The sequence below is a fragment of the Serratia sp. TSO36 genome, assembly GCF_057808395.1.
Genome location: NZ_JBJZOU010000006.1, coordinates 172,952 through 194,516, shown reverse-complemented (window position 1 = coordinate 194,516; position 21,565 = coordinate 172,952). Strand labels below are relative to the sequence as shown.

At 61.4% G+C, this 21,565-nt stretch carries 18 protein-coding genes; 8 read left to right on the top strand and 10 right to left on the bottom strand.

The window, feature by feature from the left end; genetic code table 11:
• Nucleotides 1-215 precede the first annotated feature (215 nt).
• The 6 genes from lptD to apaH all read left to right on the top strand — a co-directional run bounded on the left by lptD (nt 216) and on the right by apaH (nt 6,977).
• On the top strand, nt 216-2,576 hold the full coding sequence (gene lptD, locus ACK3CV_RS03955; RefSeq protein ID WP_049234050.1) for an LPS assembly protein LptD: 2,361 nt from the start codon (nt 216-218) through the stop codon (nt 2,574-2,576).
• Nucleotides 2,577-2,641: 65 nt separating this feature from the next.
• The gene (gene surA / locus ACK3CV_RS03950) at nt 2,642-3,943 is read left to right on the top strand and encodes a peptidylprolyl isomerase SurA (protein WP_033637077.1); all 1,302 of its coding nucleotides are present in this window, start codon (nt 2,642-2,644) and stop codon (nt 3,941-3,943) included.
• Nucleotides 3,921-4,922, top strand: a complete 1,002-nt coding sequence (pdxA, locus tag ACK3CV_RS03945) for a 4-hydroxythreonine-4-phosphate dehydrogenase PdxA (protein WP_371317390.1) — start codon at nt 3,921-3,923, stop codon at nt 4,920-4,922. Before surA ends, pdxA begins: the two co-directional genes overlap by 23 nt.
• A complete protein-coding gene (gene rsmA, locus ACK3CV_RS03940) occupies nt 4,915-5,733 on the top strand; it encodes a 16S rRNA (adenine(1518)-N(6)/adenine(1519)-N(6))-dimethyltransferase RsmA (RefSeq protein ID WP_033637076.1) in 819 nt (272 codons plus the stop codon). The genes pdxA and rsmA overlap by 8 nt, the downstream gene beginning before the upstream one ends.
• Nucleotides 5,734-5,745: 12 nt before the next feature.
• Nucleotides 5,746-6,123 carry a Co2+/Mg2+ efflux protein ApaG gene (gene apaG, locus ACK3CV_RS03935; protein ID WP_016929119.1) on the top strand — a complete coding sequence of 126 codons (378 nt, stop codon included), beginning with the start codon at nt 5,746-5,748 and terminating at the stop codon, nt 6,121-6,123.
• Nucleotides 6,124-6,125: 2 nt separating this feature from the next.
• Nucleotides 6,126-6,977, top strand: a complete 852-nt coding sequence (gene apaH / locus ACK3CV_RS03930) for a bis(5'-nucleosyl)-tetraphosphatase (symmetrical) ApaH (RefSeq protein ID WP_164141303.1) — start codon at nt 6,126-6,128, stop codon at nt 6,975-6,977.
• A 47-nt stretch (nt 6,978-7,024) separates the two neighbouring features.
• Here apaH and ACK3CV_RS03925 read toward each other — a convergent pair whose 3' ends face one another.
• The 4 genes from ACK3CV_RS03925 to ACK3CV_RS03910 form a co-directional block, all read right to left on the bottom strand.
• On the bottom strand, nt 7,025-8,914 hold the full coding sequence (locus ACK3CV_RS03925) for a PhoX family protein (protein WP_164141301.1): 1,890 nt from the start codon (nt 8,912-8,914) through the stop codon (nt 7,025-7,027).
• 180 nt (nt 8,915-9,094) lie between these two features.
• Nucleotides 9,095-9,577, bottom strand: a complete 483-nt coding sequence (folA, locus tag ACK3CV_RS03920; RefSeq protein ID WP_033637073.1) for a type 3 dihydrofolate reductase — start codon at nt 9,575-9,577, stop codon at nt 9,095-9,097.
• Nucleotides 9,578-9,720: 143 nt separating this feature from the next.
• Nucleotides 9,721-10,185: a threonine/serine exporter gene (locus tag ACK3CV_RS03915; RefSeq protein ID WP_033637072.1), complete on the bottom strand. Its 465-nt coding sequence runs from the start codon at nt 10,183-10,185 to the stop codon at nt 9,721-9,723.
• Nucleotides 10,182-10,982 carry a threonine/serine exporter family protein gene (locus tag ACK3CV_RS03910; RefSeq protein WP_033637071.1) on the bottom strand — a complete coding sequence of 267 codons (801 nt, stop codon included), beginning with the start codon at nt 10,980-10,982 and terminating at the stop codon, nt 10,182-10,184. Before ACK3CV_RS03910 ends, ACK3CV_RS03915 begins: the two co-directional genes overlap by 4 nt.
• Before the next feature lie 127 nt (nt 10,983-11,109).
• Here ACK3CV_RS03910 and ACK3CV_RS03905 point away from each other — a divergent pair, with 127 nt between their 5' ends.
• Nucleotides 11,110-11,724 carry a LysE family translocator gene (locus tag ACK3CV_RS03905; RefSeq protein ID WP_015376619.1) on the top strand — a complete coding sequence of 205 codons (615 nt, stop codon included), beginning with the start codon at nt 11,110-11,112 and terminating at the stop codon, nt 11,722-11,724.
• A 35-nt stretch (nt 11,725-11,759) separates the two neighbouring features.
• Here the strand turns inward: ACK3CV_RS03905 and kefC are convergent, their stop codons facing one another.
• The 4 genes from kefC to carA all read right to left on the bottom strand — a co-directional run bounded on the left by kefC (nt 11,760) and on the right by carA (nt 18,728).
• A complete protein-coding gene (gene kefC / locus ACK3CV_RS03900) occupies nt 11,760-13,613 on the bottom strand; it encodes a glutathione-regulated potassium-efflux system protein KefC (RefSeq protein ID WP_033637070.1) in 1,854 nt (617 codons plus the stop codon).
• Complete coding sequence (gene kefF / locus ACK3CV_RS03895) at nt 13,606-14,163, bottom strand: glutathione-regulated potassium-efflux system oxidoreductase KefF (protein ID WP_033637069.1); 558 nt, start codon at nt 14,161-14,163, stop codon at nt 13,606-13,608. The genes kefC and kefF overlap by 8 nt, the downstream gene beginning before the upstream one ends.
• A 175-nt stretch (nt 14,164-14,338) precedes the next feature.
• Nucleotides 14,339-17,563: a carbamoyl-phosphate synthase large subunit gene (gene carB / locus ACK3CV_RS03890; RefSeq protein WP_164141299.1), complete on the bottom strand. Its 3,225-nt coding sequence runs from the start codon at nt 17,561-17,563 to the stop codon at nt 14,339-14,341.
• Between the two features lie 16 nt (nt 17,564-17,579).
• Entirely contained in the window at nt 17,580-18,728 is a 1,149-nt protein-coding gene (gene carA, locus ACK3CV_RS03885; protein WP_164141297.1) for a glutamine-hydrolyzing carbamoyl-phosphate synthase small subunit, read from the bottom strand.
• 191 nt (nt 18,729-18,919) lie between these two features.
• On the opposite strand from carA, the gene ACK3CV_RS03880 reads away from it, so the two are divergent.
• Nucleotides 18,920-19,072, top strand: coding sequence for a hypothetical protein (locus ACK3CV_RS03880; protein WP_154067215.1), 153 nt, complete (start codon nt 18,920-18,922; stop codon nt 19,070-19,072).
• Nucleotides 19,073-19,198: 126 nt separating this feature from the next.
• On the opposite strand, the gene dapB is transcribed toward ACK3CV_RS03880, so the two are convergent.
• Nucleotides 19,199-20,020 carry a 4-hydroxy-tetrahydrodipicolinate reductase gene (gene dapB / locus ACK3CV_RS03875; protein ID WP_164039394.1) on the bottom strand — a complete coding sequence of 274 codons (822 nt, stop codon included), beginning with the start codon at nt 20,018-20,020 and terminating at the stop codon, nt 19,199-19,201.
• Nucleotides 20,021-20,283: 263 nt separating this feature from the next.
• Nucleotides 20,284-21,543 (bottom strand): glycosyltransferase, encoded by a 1,260-nt coding sequence (locus ACK3CV_RS03870; protein WP_489009805.1) that lies wholly within the window; start codon nt 21,541-21,543, stop codon nt 20,284-20,286.
• Nucleotides 21,544-21,565: the final 22 nt, after the last annotated feature.

Genomic DNA, 21,565 nt, shown 5'->3' with positions numbered 1-21,565 from the left:
TATCATGCCGAAAGCCGCCCGCCCCCTTCGCTTCAGGAAAGGGCGCAGGCGATTTTTCCCAGAATTTGGATTATCATACCTGTCATTTATCTTTGCGCCTAACGACGACGCAAGTAAACGGCTGGATTTAGCACTAGCGCAACGCAGATGAGTAATATAGTCTCTGACCGTTTGCCGGACATGACGCCTCTGATGACGGAACACCAAAACCGCGTATGAAAAAAAGTTTCCCAACACTGCTGGCCACGATGATTTGGACGGCACTCTACAGTCAGCACGCGCTGGCTGATCTGGCCGAGCAATGCATGCTTGGCGTTCCCGTTTACGACAAACCTTTGGTCAGCGGCGATCCGAACAGCCTGCCGGTCACCATCAATGCCGACGACTCGCGCGCCGACTATCCGAAAAGCGCCCTGTTCAGCGGTAACGTGCATATCGAGCAGGGCAACAGCACCCTGACCGCCAAAGAAGTAGAGCTGAACCAGACGCAAAACCCTGGCCAGGCGGAGCCGGTGCGCACGGTTACCGCCACCGGCGACGTGCACTACAGCGACAATCAGATCAAACTGAAAGGCCCGAAGGCCTGGTCGAACCTGAACACCAAAGATACCGACGTCTATGAAGGCGACTACCAAATGGTAGGCCGTCAGGGGCGTGGCGACGCCGACAAGATGAAAATGCGCGGCGCCAACCGTTACACCATTCTGGAAAACGGCACCTTTACCTCCTGTCTGCCGGGCGACGACAGCTGGAGCGTGGTCGGCTCCGAAGTGATCCACGATCGCGAAGAGCAGGTGGCGGAAGTGTGGAACGCCCGCTTCCGCATCGGCGGCGTGCCGGTGTTCTACAGCCCGTACCTGCAATTGCCGGTCGGCGACAAGCGCCGTTCCGGCTTCCTGATCCCGAACGCCAAGTACGGCAGCAACAACGGCTTCGAGTTCATGTTGCCGTACTACTGGAACATCGCGCCGAACTACGACGCCACCATCACGCCGCATTATATGTCCAAGCGCGGCCTGCAGTGGCAGACCGAGTTCCGTTATCTGGTGCAGCCGGGCCTCGGCCTGATGGAGTTCGACTGGTTGCCGGACGACAAGGAATACGGCAAAGATCATGACGACAGCAAGCGCTGGCTGTTCTACTGGAACCACAACGGCGTCATGGATCAGGTGTGGCGCTTCAACGTCGACTACACCAAGGTCAGCGATTCCAAATACTTCACCGATCTGGACTCCAAGTACGGTTCCACCACCGACGGCTACGCCACGCAGAAATTCAGCCTCGGCTACGCCAACGAGAACTGGAACGCCACGCTGAGTTCCAAGCAGTTCCAGATTTACGACGATACCGATCGCTCGCAGTCGGAATCGTATAAAGTTCAACCGCAGCTGGATCTGAACTACTACAAAAACGACATCGGCCCGTTCGACTTCCATATTTACGGCCAGGCGGCCAAGTTCACCAGCGTCAACCCGTACAGCCCGGACGCCACCCGTCTGCATATGGAGCCGACGCTCAACCTGCCGCTCACCAACGGCTGGGCCAGCCTGAACACCGAAGCCAAGGTGATGGCGACCCACTACCAGCAGGATATTCCTGACGGTTTCGCCGCCAACTACCAGAGCCGCAAAGGCGCCGTTGCTCCGGAGCTTGATGATTCGGTCAACCGCGTATTGCCGCAGTTCAAGGTCGACGGCAAGCTGGTGTTCGAACGCCCGATGATCTGGGCCGAAGGCGCCACCCAGACGCTGGAGCCACGCGTACAGTACCTGTACGTGCCGTACCGCGACCAGAGTAACATCTACACCTACGACACCACGCTGCTGCAGACCGACTACTCCGGCCTGTTCCGCGACCGCACCTACAGCGGCCTGGATCGCATCGCTTCGCAGAACCGCGTCTCCACCGGTTTGACCACCCGCATTTATGATGACGCGCTGGTTGAACGTTTTAACGCTTCCGTGGGTCAAATCTACTACTTCAGCCGTTCGCGCACCGGCGATCAGGTAACCGGGTACGACAACAACGACGATACCGGCAGCGTGGCCTGGGCCGGCGATACCTATTGGAAAATCGACGATCGTTGGGGCCTGCGCGGCGGCCTGCAGTACGACACCCGCCTGAACAGCGTCTCGCTGGGCAACGGCGTGGTGGAATACCGCCAGGACGCCGAGCGCGTGGTGCAGTTGAACTACCGTTACGCCACGCCGGAATACATCCAGACGGCGTTGAACACCAAAACGGTTCCGGCCTTCCAGGACGGCATCTCGCAGGTGGGCATCACCGGCAGCTGGCCGATCGCCGATCGTTGGGCTGTGGTCGGGGCGTATTACTACGACACCCGTGCCAAGCAATCCGCCGATCAGCTGGTGGGGCTGAAGTACAACACCTGCTGCTGGGCGGTGACCCTGGGCTATGAGCGCAAGATCACCGATTGGAACAACAGCAACAATACCAGCGTTTACGACAACAGAGTTTCGTTCAACGTCGAACTGCGCGGCCTGAGCAGCGATCATAGTCTCGGCTCCGCAGAAATGCTGCGCTCCGGCATTCTGCCGTATCAGCGCGCATTCTGACGCTTTGCAACACTTTGAAAACGAGAACTTTCACCCGCATTTGCGGATTACATAATGGGAAATGTATGAAGAACTGGAGAACGCTTATTCTCGGATTGGTGGTTTGCGCCAATGCCGCGTTCGCAGCACCCCAAGAAGTGGATAAAGTCGCCGCCGTCGTGGATAACGGCGTGGTACTCGAAAGCGACGTCAACGGTCTGTTGCAGTCAGTGAAGCTCAACGCCCAGCAGGCCGGCCAGCAATTGCCGGACGACAAGACGCTGCGCCATCAGATCATCGAACGCCTGATCATGGATAACATCCAGCTGCAGATGGCCAAGAAAATGGGCATCACCGTGTCCGACGCCGATCTGGACAAGGCGATCGCCAACATCGCCGCGCAAAACAAGATGAGCGTCGATCAGCTGCGCAGCCGCCTGTCGTACGAAGGGTTGAACTACAACACCTACCGTTCGCAGATCCGCAAAGAGATGCTGATCTCCGAAGTGCGTAACAACGAAGTGCGCCGTCGCGTCACCATCCTGCCGCAGGAAGTGGACGCGCTGGCCAAGCAGGTGGGCGCGCAGAACGGCAGCGACACCGAAATGAACATCAGCCACATCCTGATCCCGCTGCCGGAGAATCCGTCGCAGCAGCAGGTCGACAAAGCCGAAGAGCTGGCCAAACGCCTGGTGGGTGAGATCAACAGCGGCGCCGACTTCGGCAAGCTGGCGATCACCTACTCCGCCGATTCTCAGGCGCTGAAAGGCGGCAACATGGGCTGGGGCAAGCTGCAAGAGATCCCGACCCTGTTCGCGGAACGTCTGGTGAGCGCCAAGAAAGGCGACGTCGTCGGCCCAATCCGCTCCGGCGTCGGCTTCCACATCCTGAAAGTGAACGACATCCGCGGCGCCAGCCAGTCGGTGTCGGTCACCGAAGTACACGCCCGTCACATCCTGCTGAAACCTTCGGTGGTGCTGACCGACGATCAGGCGCGCGCCAAGCTGCAATCCGTGGCGGAAGCGATCAAGAGCGGCCGCGCCAAGTTTGCCGACGAAGCCAAACAGCTGTCGCAGGATCCGGGTTCTGCCATGCAGGGCGGCGATCTGGGCTGGGCTTCCCCGGACATCTACGATCCGGCCTTCCGCGATGCGTTGCTGAAGCTGAGCAAGGGTGAAATCAGCGCGCCGGTCCACTCTTCCTTCGGTTGGCACCTGATTCAGCTGCTGGATACCCGCCAGGTGGATAAGACCGACGCCGCGCAGAAAGATCGCGCTTACCGCATGCTGTTCAACCGTAAATTCGCCGAAGAGGCGCAGACCTGGATGCAGGAACAGCGCGCCCAGGCTTACGTGAAGATCCTCGATGGCAGCGATGCACAGCAATAAACGCGTCGTCATTACCCCCGGCGAACCCGCCGGGGTAGGGCCGGATTTGGTGGCAGCGCTGGCGCAACAGGATTGGCCTGTTGAGCTGGTGGTGTGCGCCGATCCGGCCCTGCTGCTTGAACGCGCCAAGCGTTTGGGCCTGCCGCTGACGCTGCGCGACTACCAGCCGCAGCAACCGGCCGAAGCGCAACGCGCCGGCACGCTGACCGTACTGCCGGTCCCGCTCGCTCACCCGGTCACCGCCGGGGAGCTGAACGTCGGCAACAGTGCCTACGTGGTGGAAACCCTGGCGCGCGCCTGCGACGGCTGCCTGAACGGCGAATTCGCCGCGCTGATCACCGGCCCGGTGAACAAGGGCGTGATCAACGACGCCGGCGTGCCGTTTATCGGCCATACCGAATTCTTTGCCGATCGCAGCCGCTGCGATCGCGTGGTGATGATGCTCGCGACCGAAGAGCTGCGCGTGGCGCTGGCGACCACCCACCTGCCGCTGCTGGCGGTGCCGGGCGCCATCACGCAACAGAGCCTGTTCGAAGTCATCCGCATCCTCGACCACGATCTGAAAACCAAATTTGGCATCGCCCGGCCGCACATTTACGTCTGCGGCCTGAACCCCCACGCCGGGGAAGGCGGCCATATGGGGCACGAAGAGATAGACACCATCATCCCGGCGCTCGACGCGCTGCGCGCTGACGGCATCCATCTTGTCGGCCCGCTGCCGGCGGACACCCTGTTCCAGCCCAAATATCTGCAAGATGCCGATGCGGTGCTGGCGATGTATCACGATCAGGGGCTGCCGGTGCTAAAATACCAAGGGTTCGGCCGCGCGGTGAATATCACCCTCGGTTTGCCTTTCATACGCACCTCGGTCGACCACGGTACCGCTCTGGAACTGGCCGGCACCGGCACCGCCGATGTCGGCAGTTTCCAAACGGCCCTGAATCTCGCCATTAAAATGATAATTAATTGTAATGAATAACAGAGTCCACCAAGGGCACTTTGCCCGCAAACGCTTTGGACAAAACTTTTTAACCGATCAGTTTGTCATCGATAGCATTGTCTCCGCCATTCATCCGCAGCCGGGCGAAGCGGTGGTCGAGATCGGCCCCGGCCTCGGCGCCTTGACCGAGCCGGTCGGCGCGCGCATGGACCGCATGACGGTGATCGAACTGGACCGCGATCTGGCCACCCGGCTTGAGAACCACCCGCGGCTGAAAGACAAGCTGACCATCCACCAGCAGGACGCCATGACGGTGAATTTCGCCGAACTGGCCGAGGAAGCTGGCCAACCGCTGCGCGTATTTGGTAACCTGCCGTACAATATTTCGACGCCGCTGATGTTCCACCTTTTCAGCTATACTCAGGCAATCCGCGACATGCACTTTATGTTGCAAAAAGAGGTGGTCAACCGTCTGGTGGCCGGCCCGAACAGCAAGGCCTACGGGCGTTTGACCGTGATGGCGCAGTACTACTGCAACGTCATTCCGGTGCTGGAAGTGCCGCCGACCGCGTTCGCGCCGCCGCCGAAGGTCGATTCCGCCGTGGTGCGTCTGGTGCCGCACAGCGTGCTGCCGAATCCGGTGGGCGACGTGCGCATGCTGAGCCGCATCACCACGCAGGCGTTCAACCAGCGGCGGAAAACCATCCGCAACAGCCTGGGCGACCTGTTCACGCCGGAGCAGCTGACGGAGCTGGGCGTCGATCCTTCGCTCAGAGCAGAAAATATTTCTGTGGCGCAGTACTGCAAGCTGGCGAACTGGCTGTCAGCCAATCCGGCGCCGCAGCAATAAGGAGTTGTTGTCATGATTGATTCGCCCCGCGTGTGTATTCAGGTTCAGAGCATCTATGTGGAATCACAGTCGATCCCTGAAGAAGAGCGTTACGTCTTCGCCTATACCATCACCATCCGCAATCTGGGGCGGACCGACGTGCAACTGCTGGGCCGTTACTGGCTGATCACCAACAGCAACGGCCGCCAAACCGAAGTTCAGGGCGAAGGCGTGATCGGCGAACAGCCCGTCATTCCGCCCGGCGGAGAGTTTCAGTACACCAGCGGCGCCATTCTGGAAACGCCGCTGGGCACCATGGAAGGCCATTACGAAATGGTTGACCACCAGGGTCAGCCGTTCCGCACCGCTATTCCCGTGTTTCGCTTAGCCATTCCAACGCTGATCCATTAATTATGTCGACATACCTTATCGGCGACGTTCACGGCTGTTTCGATGAACTGAAGTCGCTGCTGGCTCAGGTTGCTTTCGATCCCGAGCGCGATCAACTGTGGCTGACCGGCGATCTGGTGGCGCGCGGCCCCGCCTCGCTGGACGTGCTGCGCTTCGTGCGCTCGCTCGGCCCGGCGGTGCGCATGGTGCTGGGCAACCACGATCTGCACCTGCTGGCGGTTTACGCCGGCATCAGCCGTAACAAACCCAAAGATCGCATCACCCCGCTGCTGGAGGCGCCGGACGCCGACGAGCTGATCAACTGGCTGCGCCGCCAACCGGTGCTGCAGGTGGATGATGAGCAAAAGCTGGTGATGGCGCACGCCGGCATCACCCCGCAGTGGGATATCGACACCGCGAAAATGTGCGCGCGCGAAGTGGAAGCGGTATTAAGCAGCGACAGCTACCCGCTGTTCCTCGACGCCATGTACGGCGATATGCCGAACAACTGGACGCCGGAGCTGAGCGGCCTGGCGCGCCTGCGTTTCAGCACCAATGCGCTGACGCGCATGCGTTATTGCTTCCCCAACGGCCAGCTCGACATGATCTGCAAAGATGCGCCGGGCACCGCACCCGCGCCGCTGAAACCGTGGTTCGAGCTACCGCGCCTGGTGGATCCGGAATACACCATCGTCTTCGGTCACTGGGCCTCGCTGGAAGGCAAGGGCACGCCGGAAGGCGTAATCGGGCTGGATACCGGCTGTTGCTGGGGCGGCGATCTGACGATGCTGCGCTGGGAAGACCGCCGTTACTTCACGCAGCCCGCCAACCGTGGCGAAGCGCCTGACCACGACGGCAGACTGGCCGCGTCCTGAAAACAAACATAAAGGCGGCCCAGGCCGCCTTGGTTCTCTTTACCGCCTTACGCCCCAATCACCCCGCCATCTTCACGCGTGATCATCAATACCGATGAACGCGGGCGCGGGCTGTTGTTCGGGAAGTGCGAATCGCCCTCTTCTCCCGGATGCTGCACGTTGACGAACATCGTCTTGTAGTCCGGAGTGAAGGTGATGCCGGTCAGTTCGCAGGACTTCGGCCCCACCATGAAACGGCGAATTTCGCCGCTGACCGGATCGCCCACCAGCATCTGGTTGTTGCCCTGCCCGACGTAATCCCCCTTGTTGCTGTACTTGCCGTCGGTGAGGATCCACAGGCGGCCGGCGCGATCGAAGCCCAGCCCGTCCGGGCTGTTGAACGTGTTGTCCGCCGTGATGTTCGGCGTGCCGCGGTTGACGCCTTCCGGGTGGGCAATCGGGTTGCCACACAGCGCATAGATGTCCCAAGCGAAGGTGCCGGCGGTGGCATCGCCGCCCTCGTCCCAGCGAATGATCTGGCCATAGATATTGTTCGGCCGCGGGTTGGCGGCGTTCAGCGGCATCCCTTCCTCGCCGCGCTTGCTGTTGTTGGTCAACGTGCAGTACGCGCGGCCGTCATGCGGGTTCACCGCGATCCACTCCGGGCGATCCATTTTGGTGGCGCCGACCTGCTGCGCCGCCTTGCGGGCGAAGATCAGCACTTCGGCCTCGTCGCGGAAGCCGTTCTCCGGCGTCAGGCCGTTCTTGCCGAACTCGAGCGCAATCCAGCGCCCTTTGCCCTTCAGCGGCGTGCCGGCCTCATCGCCGTCGAACTGCGCCACGTACAGCGTCCCTTCGTCCAGCAGCGTGCGATTGTTGGCCGGATTGGCGGCGTCGACCACACCTTTGGAAACGTACTTATAGATATGCTCGCCGCGCTCGTCGTCACCCATGTACACCACCAAACGGCCATCTTTGGCCACGGTCACCGCCGCGTTCTCGTGCTTGAAGCGGCCCAGCGCGGTGTGCTTGATGGGCGTCGAGGTCGGATTCAGCGGGTCAATCTCGACGATCCAGCCGTGGCGGTTGAATTCGTTGGGGCTCTTCGCCACGTCGAAGCGCTCGTCATAGTCCGGCCAGTTGCGCTCCGGTTCGCTGACCTTCAGCGTGTAGCGCTTCTGTTCCGGCGTGGTTTTGTAATCAGCCTGATGAGTGCCAAAGTAGGTATCGAAGTTTTCTTCGCAGGTCAGGTAGGTGCCCCACGGCGTCTTGCCGTTGGCGCAGTTGCCGAAAGTGCCCAGCACCTTGCGCCCGCTCGGATCGGCGGCGGTCTGCAGCAGCGGGTGCCCGGCGGCTGGGCCGCTGAACTGCATTTCGGTATTGGCGGTGATGCGGCGGTTATAGCGCGACGGGCGCTCCACCTCCCAGCGCTGGCCGTCGCCGACGCGCTTTACTGCCACGATAGAGACGCCGTGCGCCGCCTGCGATTTACGCACCTCTTCCAGGCTGGTAGCCTTGGCGCCGCCGTGAGCGAACAGGTACTGCTCGTTAACGTATTCGTTATTGATGGCCATCACGCCATGATTGTCATCGATCGGGAAGAAGCTCATGCCGTCGTTATTGTCACCGAACTGTTTTTCCTGATCGGCGGCGCTGTTGTTGCCCTGCGGATCGAAGGCCGGCGCGCCGTCCACCAGCGGCTCGCCCCAGGAGATCAGCACCTCGGCGCGGTAGCCCGGCGCGATGGTCACCTCATCGGCGGTAGACGCGGCGATACCCTGAAAGCCCAACAGCTTGTTCGGCGGCAGATCCTCGGCCAACGCCTCACTGGAGACCGACCAGATGCCGCCGCCGAGAAAACCGGCCAGGCCGACGGCGCCGGCGCTGCCGAGCAGCAGTTTGCGGCGAGTGGGATCGATCAGGCGGTCGGCGTCTAATTGCTCAATTTGCTTGGTCATAGCGTGGTTACCTTTTTAGTTATGGCGCCGCGGTCAAGATTCACCAGAGTTGCCGTGGCGCTCGGAGTTGGGCTTCATACTAATCAGGTAATGTGACGGAAAGGTTACAAACGACGGACGCAAAAAGGCCGGGGGCGCAATTGCTTGCGCCCCCGGGGAGAGTTGGCTAACGCGCTTAAATCAGCGGCGCTGCAGGATTTCGAAGCAGTAGCTGTGCGAGTTGAGATCGTCGGCGTCGTGGAATTCGCTGAACGTGGTTTCCCACTCGTCCGGCTCGTAATCCGGGAAGTGGGTATCGCCGCCGACTTCGGCGTCGATGTGCGTCAGGTACAGGCGATCGGCGCGCGGCAGCAGCTGGGTATAGATGCGCCCACCGCCGATTACCATCACTTCTTCCACCTCGCCCGCGGCGGCCAGCGCTTCATCCAGCGAGGTCACCCAGGTCACCCCGGCGGCATTGCCCGGGCGGCTGCTCAAAACGATATTGTGGCGGCCCGGCAGCGGGCGGCCGATGGACTCGAAGGTCTTGCGGCCCATAATAACCGGCTTATTCAGCGTGTTGCGTTTAAACCACGCAAGGTCCGCCGGCAGGTGCCACGGCATGGCGTTTTCCATGCCAATAACGCGATCCGCCGCCAAGGCAGCGATCAGGCTGATAATCATTGTTTAACCCTGTGTAGGCAGCAAAATTGGTGACACTATACGTAAAGGCCTGAGTGCCGTCGATAGGCTAATCAAGCAAGATGAATATATAAGATAGCTCTTATCAGTATATCTAATAACCAACGATCTCCCGCCAGGTCATTTCACACGCCGGGGCGTTTACGGTACAGCCACAGGCCCGGCAACGACAGGCCGATCGACAATGCGCCAACGATAAAACTGGCCTTGAGGAAGTTGGTGATCATGGTCTCCATCAGGGCTTCGCTGTAGCCCAGATGCGAGATCTCCACCACCGTTATCATCGCGGTATAGGCGGAAATGCCGGGGAACATCGGGATCACCGCCGCCACGGTGAACACCTTCGGATGCGCCAGCAGCCAGCGCGACCAGTAGATACCGATGATACCGATCAGGATCGCCGCCAGCAGCGAGGCCCACTCAATGTTCATGCCGCCGTGCATCATCAGCATGCGCGAGCCGCGCCCGATAGCCCCGAGCAACGCGCAATAGCGCAGCGCGCGCAGCGGCACGTTGAACACCATGGCGAAGCCCAGCGCCGGCACCGCCGCCAACAGCATCTCCTGCAACAAGGCCCACAGCAGACTCATGACCACCCCCGCAGATCCCACAGCGACATCGCCATCACCACCCCGATGCAGGTCGCCAGCGTCAGCAGGCTGGCCATCGCCCAACGCGCCAGCCCGGTATTGACGTGCCCCTTGAACATGTCTGCCACCGCGTTGATCAGCGGGAAGCCCGGCACCAGCAACAGCACGCTGGCGGCCATCGCCACGCTCGAGGTGTCTTTAAACGCCGGCAGGCGCAGCAGCAGTCCGGAGATCGACGTAGCGACAAACGCCGTCAGGCAAAAATTGATCAGCGGATTCATATGGCGGGCGGTGAGGATTTGGCGCACCAGCATCGCCGCGCCGCTGGCGATAAAGGTCACCAGGAAAGCATCGCCGCCGCCGCCGTTGAGCATGCTGAAACACCCGCAGGACAACCCCACCATCAGCACCACCAGCCAGCGCGGGTAGCGTAACGGTCGGATCCTGTCAAAGCGGCGCGCCACGTCGTGCGCATCCGCCAGGCGATGCTCGGCGAGGATCACGATATGCTGCACTTCGGTCACCACCTGCATATTGATGCCGCGATCGACGTTCTTGCGGGTGGTGGTCAGGCAGGCGCCGTGGCTGAGGGTGGTCAACACCACCGCATTGGCGGAGATCGAGCTTTCCACGCTGTCCATCCCCAGCGCCAGCCCCAGGCGGGTCGACAGCTGTTCCACCACCGTGCTCTCGGCGCCGTGCTGCAACAGCAGCAGCGCGCATTGAATGCACAGGCGGGTAATTTCACGCTGTTGCCGGTGCGGCTCCGGCCGGTCTGTGGCGTTAGTCTGCTGCATGGTGCTCCGTTGCTGGCGGTAGATGAATTATTATCATAGAGCCTAACAATACCTCATTGGGTTGATGCGCATCAGAGGAAGCGGCGTTATTATCGCCAGAACTCTGTCTTTTGCGCGAGACGCTCCCATGCTTGAAACTTCGCTGTTCGTCGCCGGCATTGCCGCCCTCGGCATGCTCTCCCCCGGCCCGGATTTTTTCCTGGTGATCAAAAACGCCGCCCGCTATCCACGGCTGGCCGCCATGATGACCGCCTTCGGCGTGATCTGCGGCGTCGCCACCCACATGTCCTACTGCGTCGCCGGGCTGGCGGTGGTGATCACCACCACGCCGTGGCTGTTTAACCTGCTGAAATACGCCGGGGCGGTCTATCTGGTGTGGATCGGCATCCAGGCGCTGCTGTCGCGCGGCGGCGGCAAGATGAACGTCAGCAATCTGCCGCAGCAGCAGGTCAGCCTGAAGAGCGCCTTTGCGCAAGGCTACCTGTGCAACCTGCTGAACCCGAAGGCCACCCTGTTCTTCCTGGCGGTGTTCACCCAGGTGCTGCAGATCGATTCCGGTCTGGGCGACAAGCTGTGGTACGCGGGGATTATTCTCGGCCTGTCGGTTATCTGGTGGCCGCTGCTGGTGTTCCTGATCCAGAGCGGGCCGGTGCGCCGCGGGTTGGAAAAGACCCAGAAGATCGTCGACAAGCTGCTGGGCGGCATGCTGATCGCCTTGGGCATCAAGGTCGCGCTGAGCTAAGCAAAAGAAGGGGCGCCGATCTGGCGCCCCTACTCTTATCCTTTGGCTTCCACCACCTCGTCCTCCGGCGCCTTGCCGTCGATACTGCCGCGCCAGCCGGTCTGCTGCACCCGCGCCAGCCGATTCTGATCCTGCTCGATGGCCGCGCTGAGCATCTCCTTGGCCCGCTGCAGGCTGGCGATGCGGAACTCGGTGTCCTGATAATTCTCCAGCGTGTCTTCCAGCATCTTCAGGTTATAGCGGCGGAACGTGTCCGCCTTCTCGCGCGCCTCATAGGCGTCCAGCCCCAGCAGCTCCAGCGTTTCACGGCCGACGCGCAGCGAGCTTTCGAAGGTTTCGCGCTCCGGTTTTTCCACCCCAAGCTGCCGCAGCTGATACCAGTGATCGACGTCGCGCGCCCGTGCCACCACCTTCAGATGCGGGAAGTGCTGCCTGGCCAGCTCGGTTAGCGCCAGGCTGTCTTCCACGTCATCGATGGCGTTGATCAGCACCTTGGCGTGGGCGGCGCCAGCGGCCTCCAGCAGATCGGCGCGCGTGGCGTCGCCGTAGAACACCTTGGTGTCGAATTTGCGCAGCGTTTCGATATGGTCCGGATCGTGATCCAGCACCACGGTGTGTACGCCGTTGGCCAGCAGCAAGCGGCCGGCGATCTGGCCGAAACGGCCGAAGCCGGCGATGATCACGCTGGCATTTTCGTCGTCGATGACGTCCGCCGGGCGCTCCTCTTTCGGCGCATTTTTCTCCAGCTGCGCGGCGATCACCAACAGCAGCGGCGTGGCCGCCATCGACAGCGCCACCGCCAGCGTCAGCGATTTGGCCCATTCGACCGGCAGTACGCCGGCCAGCTGCGCGGCGCTGAAGATCACGAAGGCGAATTCACTGCCCTGCCCCAGCAGAATGGCAAACAGGCCGCGCTGGCGCTTCGGCACGCCGAGCAGCGGCCCAATCAGCCACAGCAGCGCCGCCTTGATCAGCATAAAGCCCAGCAACAGCGAGGCGATCAGCAGCGGGTGATGGAACAGCGTGCCGAAGTCGATCGACATGCCGACGCCGATAAAGAACAGCCCCAGCAGCAGCCCTTTGAACGGCTGAATATCGCTCTCCAGCGCGTGGCGGTATTCCGAGCTCGCCAGCAGCACCCCGGCGAGGAACGCCCCCATCGCCATCGACAGCCCGGCCATCTCCAGCAGGATGCCGAAACCGAACACCAGGAACAGCGCCACGGCGCTGAACACTTCGCGCATGCCCGAACGGGCGACGAAGTGCAGCAGCGGGCGGGTGACGTAGCGGCCGAGCAGCACCACCATCGTCAACGCGCCCACCACCTTGGCCGCCGACAGCACGAAAGCGCCCAGCGTGGTGGTGGCGCCGCTGCTGGCCAGCAGCGGGATCATCGCCACCAGCGGGATCGCCGCGATATCCTGGAACAGCAGCACCGCAAACGCGCTGCGGCCGATCGGCGACGGCGTCAAATTGCGTTCGCTCATCGCCTGCATGGCAATGGCGGTGGATGAGAGCGCCAGCGTCAGGCCGATCAGCAGCGCCACCTTCCAGTTGAGGCCGAGGAAGTAACAGAAGGCGCTCAGCGCCAGGCCGCAGCCCACCATCTGAATGCTGCCGCCGCCGAACACCGAGGCGCGCAGCGTCCACAGCCGCTTGGGATCCAGCTCCAGGCCGATGATAAACAGCATCAGCACCACGCCGATCTCGGCGAAGGTCAGGATCGACTCGGCGTCCGACACCAGCTTCAGCCCCCAGGGGCCAATGATGCAGCCGGCGATCAGGTAGCCGAGCACCGAGCCCAGCCCCAGACGCACCGCGATCGGCACGAACAGCGCGGCGGAGCCGAGGTAGATCAGCCCCTCGATCATCATGTGGTGATTATCCATGGCTGGCCTCCCGAGTTTCCGCTTCGGCATGTTCCATCAGATAGTCGACCAACCGCTGCCGGTAGGCTTCGCCGGCGGCGAGCAGCGCCGGTTCGTTGCAGGTAAAAGTATTATGTACGGCAAAATAGGGTTGCCAGTTCATGCCGCAGTAGATCGCCGTGGCCTGCAGCGGCTGCGCCAGCGCAGCAAAGTTGGGAAAGTCGCCCAGCTCGAAGTGGTGCTCGTCGCCGCCGCTGGTCACCGCCCACAGGCAGTCTTTACCCACTAGCGCGTTGCCGTCGTGGCCGTAGGCCCAGCCGTGCTCCAGCACTTTGTCGATCCACAGCTTCAACAGCGGCGGGAAGCTGTACCACTGCATCGGATGCTGCAGCACCACCAGGTCGGCGCGCTCCAGCGCCCGCTGCTCGGCGTTGATATCGATATTGAAATCGGGGTACAGCTCATACAGCGAGCGCACCTCTACCTCGGGGAGATCCCTCACCGCCTGCAGCAGGCGCTGATTGGCATGCGAATGCCGGGGATACGGGTGAGCGTAAATTATCAGAATCATTGTTATCGTCGTTCCTTCGTTCCTTGCCAATACACCAAGCATATACCAATCACACAGGGTGACAGTTTGGCCACTGATTGATAGCGGAAATTTTTAACGCCTGCCGACAAATTCGCTGAATAAAAAAGGGCGCTGCATTGAACTGCAGCGCCCCTGGCGTAGTGTTATCGCGCGGTTACTTGCCGATGCGCGCGTGCATTTCCTGCACCGACGTCACCTGCTCGGTCGGATCCGCTTTCAGCGCCATCGCGGTAGCGAAGCCGCCGTTCAACGTGGTGTCGTAGTGCACCTTGTACTGCAGGGCGCTGCGGCGAATCAGCTTGGAGTCCTCAATCGCCTGACGGCCGGCCGTGGTGTTGACGATGTAGGTGTACTCGCCGTTTTTGATACGGTCCTGAATGTGCGGACGCCCTTCGTGCACCTTGTTGACCAGGCGCGGGTTGATGCCCGCTTCGCCCAGCACCACCGCGGTGCCGTGGGTGGCATCCAGCTCGAAGCCCTGCTTCAGCAGGCTGGCGGCCAAATCGACCACGCGAGCCTTGTCGCCTTCACGCACCGACAGCAACGCGCGGCCCTGCTTCTTCATGCCCGAGTTACTGCCCAGCATCGCTTTGGAGAAAGCTTCCGCGAAAGTGCGGCCCACGCCCATCACTTCCCCGGTAGAGCGCATTTCCGGCCCCAGAATCGGGTCGACGCCCGGGAATTTGTTGAACGGCAGCACCACTTCTTTCACCGAGTAGTACGGCGGGATAATTTCTTCGGTCACGCCCTGCTCAACCAGCGTTTTGCCCGCCATCACGCGCGCGGCCACTTTGGCCAGCGGCACGCCGGTCGCTTTGGACACGAACGGCACGGTGCGCGCGGCGCGCGGGTTCACTTCAATCAGGTAGACTTCGTTGTCTTTCACCGCGAACTGCACGTTCATCAGGCCGCGCACCTGCAGCTCGAACGCCAGCTTTTCCACCTGGCGACGCATCACGTCTTGAATGTCCTGGCTCAGGGTGTACGCCGGCAGCGAACACGCGGAGTCGCCGGAGTGCACGCCCGCCTGCTCGATGTGCTCCATGATGCCGCCAATCAGCACGCGCTCGCCGTCGCAGATGGCGTCGACGTCCACTTCCACCGCGTCGTCCAGGAAGCGGTCCAGCAGCACCGGCGCATCGTTGGACACGCTGACCGCAGTCTGGAAGTAACGGCGCAGGTCGGTTTCGTCATAGACGATTTCCATCGCCCGGCCGCCCAGCACGTAGGAAGGGCGCACCACCAGCGGATAACCGATGCCCGCCGCCTTCTCCACCGCCTGCTCGATGGCGGTGACGGTGGCGTTGGCCGGCTGCTTCAGGCCCAGGCGGTTGACCGCCTGCTGGAAGCGCTCGCGGTCTTCGGCGCGGTCGATGGCGTCCGGGCTGGTGCCGATGATCGGCACGCCCGCGGCTTCCAGCTCACGCGCCAGCTTCAGCGGGGTCTGGCCGCCGTACTGCACGATCACGCCCTTCGGCTTCTCAATGCGCACGATTTCCAGCACGTCTTCCAGCGTTACCGGCTCGAAGTACAGGCGGTCGGAGGTGTCGTAGTCGGTGGAGACAGTTTCCGGGTTGCAGTTGACCATGATGGTCTCGTAGCCGTCTTCGCGCAGCGCCAGCGAGGCGTGCACGCAGCAGTAGTCGAACTCGATGCCCTGGCCGATACGGTTCGGCCCGCCGCCCAGCACCATCACTTTCGGCCGGTCGTTGGTCGGGTTGGACTCGCACTCTTCTTCATAGGTGGAGTACATGTAGGCGGTGTCGGTGGCGAATTCCGCCGCGCAGGTATCCACGCGCTTGTACACCGGATGCAGGCCGTGGCTGTGGCGTAGCTTGCGAATTTCGCTCTCGGCGACGCCGGCCAGCTTGGCCAGACGCGCATCGGCGAAGCCCTTGCGCTTCAGGGTGCGCAGGAACGCTTTGTCCAGGCCGTTGATGCCCGCTTCGGCCACCTGCTCTTCCAGGCGCACCAGTTCTTCAATCTGCACCAGGAACCAACGGTCGACATTGGTCAGGTTGAAGACGCCGTCAACTGACAGCCCGGCGCGGAAGGCGTCGGCGATGTACCAGATGCGGTCGGAACCGGCGTCTTTCAGCTCGCGGCGGATTTTAGTCAGCGCTTCCGGATCGTCCAGGCTCACTTTCGGGTCGAAGCCGGTGGCGCCCACTTCCAGACCGCGCAGCGCTTTTTGCAGCGACTCCTGCTGGGTACGGCCGATGGCCATCACTTCGCCGACCGACTTCATCTGGGTGGTCAGGCGGTCGTTGGCGCCAGCGAACTTCTCGAAGTTGAAGCGCGGGATCTTGGTCACGACGTAGTCGATAGACGGTTCGAACGATGCCGGGGTGCGGCCGCCGGTGATGTCGTTCATCAGCTCATCGAGGGTGTAGCCCACCGCCAGCTTGGCGGCGATCTTGGCGATAGGGAAGCCGGTGGCTTTCGACGCCAGCGCCGAAGAGCGCGACACGCGCGGGTTCATTTCGATAACGATCAGGCGGCCGGTTTTCGGGTTGACCGAGAACTGCACGTTGGAGCCGCCGGTTTCGACGCCGATCTCACGCAGCACCGCCATCGAGGCGTTGCGCATGATTTGGTATTCCTTGTCGGTCAGGGTCTGCGCCGGTGCGACGGTGATCGAGTCGCCGGTGTGGATGCCCATGGCGTCGAAGTTTTCGATGGAGCAGACGATGATGCAGTTGTCGTTCTTATCGCGCACTACCTCCATCTCGTACTCTTTCCAACCGATCAGCGATTCGTCGATCAGCAGTTCTTTGGTCGGCGACAGATCCAGGCCGCGTTCGCAGATCTCTTCGAACTCTTCGCGGTTGTAGGCGATGCCGCCGCCGGTGCCGCCCATGGTAAAGGAAGGGCGGATGATGCACGGGAAGCCGACGTCAGCGGCGACCGCCAGCGCTTCTTCCATGGTGTGCGCGATGCCGGAACGCGCGGTGTCCAGACCGATTTTCTTCATCGCCACGTCGAAACGGCGACGGTCTTCGGCCTTGTCGATCGCATCGGCGGTGGCGCCGATCATGGTCACGCCGAACTCGGCCAGCACGCCCTGACGCTCCAGCTCCAGCGCGCAGTTCAGCGCCGTCTGGCCGCCCATGGTCGGCAGCACCGCATCCGGGCGCTCTTTTTCGATGATCTTGCGCACCACTTCCCAGTGGATCGGCTCGATGTAGGTCGCGTCGGCCATTTCCGGGTCGGTCATGATGGTCGCCGGGTTGGAGTTGACCAGAATGACGCGGTAACCCTCTTCGCGCAGCGCTTTACACGCCTGGGCACCCGAGTAGTCGAACTCACACGCCTGGCCGATAACGATCGGGCCAGCGCCGAGGATCAGGATGCTTTTTATGTCTGTACGTTTTGGCATTTTTTACTGCTCCTGATTATTTGGCGTTAGAACGGTAAGTCTCAATCAGTTCGATGAAGTGATCGAACAGCGGCGCGGCATCGTGCGGGCCTGGGCTGGCTTCCGGGTGACCCTGGAAGCTGAACGCCGCTTTGTCGGTGCGGTGAATGCCCTGCACCGTGTGGTCGAACAGCGATTTGTGCGTGACGCGCAGGTTCGCCGGCAGGTTGTTTTCATCGACGGCGAAGCCGTGGTTCTGCGCGGTGATCATCACGGTGTTGTTGTCCAGATCCTTCACCGGGTGGTTGCCGCCGTGGTGGCCGAGCTTCATCTTCATGGTTTTCGCCCCGCTGGCCAGCGCCAGCAGCTGGTGGCCCAGGCAGATGCCGAACACCGGAATGTCGGTTTCCAGGAACTGTTTGATGGCGGCGATGGCGTAGTCGCACGGCTCTGGGTCGCCCGGGCCGTTGGACAGGAAGATGCCGTCCGGACTCATTTTCAGCACCTCGTCGGCCGGGGTCTGCGCCGGCACCACGGTCAGGCGGCAGCCGCGATCCACCAGCATGCGCAAGATGTTGCGCTTGGCACCGTAGTCGTAAGCCACCACGTGGAACGGCAGTTCCGCGGCGGTCTTGGCTTCAGGCAGGTCGCCTTCAAGCGTCCAGCTGCCTTGCTGCCAGCTGTAGGCCTCTTGGGTGGTGACCTCTTTCGCCAGATCCATGCCCTTCAACCCCGGGAAACCTTGCGCCTTGGCCAGGGCCAGCGCGGCGTCCGGCGAGTCGGCGGCGATGATGCAGCCGTTCTGGGCGCCCTTCTCGCGCAGCAGGCGGGTTAATTTACGGGTATCGATATCGGCGATCGCCACGATGTTGTTACGCTTGAGGTAGTCGGACAGGCTTTCTTCGTTGCGGTAGTTGCTGGCGATCAGCGGGAGGTCACGAATGACGAGGCCTTGGGCGTGTACTGCGGAGGATTCTTCGTCGGAAGCATTGGTGCCGACATTGCCGATATGAGGATAAGTAAGAGTAACGATCTGGCGGGAATAGGAAGGATCAGTGAGGATTTCTTGATAACCGGTCATCGACGTATTGAAGACCACTTCCCCCACTGCCGTTCCCTCTGCCCCGATGGCCCGACCGTGGAATTGGGTTCCGTCTTCCAGAACCAATAGCGCTGACTTTATCAAAACATCCTCCGAGGAATAATCAATCACAATATTTGCATATTAATTCAGATATCGCGATCTAAATCAATGCAAAAACCGTCCGCGAGGCCAATTTTTGGCAAATTGGGCGCATTTTAATGATGAGTGCCCGGCTTGTCTACCCAAACTGCCGTTTTTTGTTTTATTTTTGCAGTTCTCGGCGCTCATGAGGCTTGAGCGTCGATAAAAACACAGAAAACCGAGGCTGGAAAACGGTTGCGAAGCTGAATGACGGAAAATGGCGCCAGAATGGGCTTAAAAAGACGCTGAAATGGGATCTGGTGGATGAAAACGGGGTGATTAGCGAGATAATTATCGATAAATAACAATTACGACAACAAAAACACACCAACACTCCATTTTTCATGTTAAAAAAAAGGACAATAAATTTATTGTCCGATTATCATATCATTATGATCAATACAACCACATCACGATGGTATGCAAATCAATTATAATTGGTCCAAATTCAACACGTCGTGCATATCAAACAGACCTTTATCACGGTTATGTAACCAGGAAGCCGCGCGCACCGCGCCGCTGGCAAAAGTCATACGGCTGGAGGCTTTATGGGTGATTTCCACCCGTTCACCGATGTCAGCGAACATCGCGGTGTGCTCGCCGACGATGTCGCCGGCGCGAATGGTGGCAAAGCCGATGCTTTTCGGATCGCGCTCGCCGGTATGGCCTTCGCGCGCATAGACCGCGCAGCTTTTCAGATCGCGCCCCAGCGCGCCGGCGATCGCTTCACCCATGGCCAACGCCGTGCCCGACGGCGCATCCACTTTGTGGCGGTGGTGCGCCTCAACGATTTCGATATCGGTATAGTCGCCCATCACCTGCGCGGCCTTCTCCAGCAGTTTCAGCACCAGGTTGACGCCGACGCTGAAGTTGGCGGCGAACACGATGCCGATATGCTGCGCCGCATCGCGGATCGCCTGCTTGCCGGCGTCATCGAAGCCGGTAGTGCCAATCACCATCGCCTTGTGGTGCGCCACGCAAAAATCCAGGTAGCCCCGGGTGCTTTCCGGGCGGGTGAAGTCGATCAAAATATCGAACTCGTTCGCCACCTTCTCCAGACTGTCGCTCACCTTGACGCCCAGCGCGCCAATGCCCGCCATCTCACCGGCGTCGACGCCGATCAGGCTGGAACCCGGGCGCGACAGCGCCGCCCCCAATACCACGCCTTCCGCCTGCTGCACCGCCTGGATCAACTGACGGCCCATCCGGCCGCCGGCGCCCGCAATCGCAATGCGGATTTGTGTATCACTCATGCTTGCTCTCTTCTTGATTTGACGCCTATCCCATTAGGCTATCGATTCAGGGTAACCGCCCCGCTTCAGCGTCGCCAGAGGATTCATTTCATAATTAGAAAATTATGATATTCCCCCGCTTTCATCAGCGGCGCTGTCGTGAGATTAACATTCAACCGATTTGGCGGCCTGCGACGATTGTACATAATCATGCAGTTTCCATCGCAAAAAAATGCGGAAAAAAGGCGCCGAAAACGGCGCCTGGGGAAGGAAGAGCGGCGAGGTCAGGCGGTAATGGCGGCCACTTCGTTGGCGATCGCCGTCAGCGCGTCGTGGCGGGCATAGTCCTCACGCACCAGCGCCGCACGTTGCCGATAGATCGGCTGCTGCAGAATGCGCGTCGCCGCCGCCAGGATCTGTTCGGCGCTCGGCGTGCTGGTGTGCAGGCTGATGCCGCAGCCGGCGGCCACCACGCGCGCGGCCGCCTCCAGCTTGTCCTCGCCGGTGCCGGCGACGATCAGCGGCACGCCGCTGTCCAGCGCATAGTTGATCGAGCCGTAGCCGCCGTTAGTGATCAGCAGCGCCGTCTCCGGCAGCCAGCGTTCGAAGGAGATAAACTCCCGCACTCGGGCATTGCCCGGCAGCGCGTCCATCAGCCCTTCCGTCGCCCGTCCGCCGGTGGTGGCCAGCACCCGCACCGGCAGATGCGCCAGCGCTTGCAGCGTCGGCACGATCAGCTGATGCAGATCGACATTGGCCAGCGTGCCCTGAGACACGATCACCAGCGGCCGACGATCGTCCGCCTCCCACAGCGACTCTTCCGCCGCCGGCTGGCCGCCGCTGCGCAGCGGGCCGACGAATCGCACGCCGCTCGGCAGATCGTCACGCTCATATTCCAGCGCCGTGGTAGCCAGCTGCAGGAAACGCTCGCAGCCGCCGATCAGCGCGTCGGTGAACGGGCGATCCAGCGCCCGTCCGCCCGCCTGCAGCAGCGCCGCATCGAAGCTCTGCTGCACGTCATCGATCAGCACGCGCGTTTCCTCATCCACCAGCTGCTCACGGGTCAACGCCTGCGGCAACAGCGCCGGGGGGATACGCGGACCATAAAAAATAGCGTCGCGCGAAGAATACGACAGCGGCGTAACGCCGATACCGAAGACCGGCGGCCGCGCGGCGGACTGCAGCAGCGGCAGCACGCCGTAGAAGCAGTTCTCCACCATCAGCAGATCGGTCTTTTCGGCGGCGATGGCCGCACGCAGCTGCCGATCCAGCAACGGGATCGGTGCGGCGAAGAAATCCTTCAGCGCCAGCGCCATCTGCGCATTGCCCGGCGGCAGCGCGGCGCGCTCGGGGAAGTGCTCTTCCAGGTGGCGGTAATCGAAATCCACCTGCGCGTCGAACGGCACGAAGCTCGCGCCCGCCGCCTCGGCGCGTTCGCGAAACAGCGCGCCGGTCATCACCCGCACCTGATGCCCTTGGGCAATCAGGTGGCGAGCGATGGCTAACATCGGGTAGACGTGCCCCGGAGTGGCGACCGCCGCCATCAGTATCCTTGCCATAATGCTC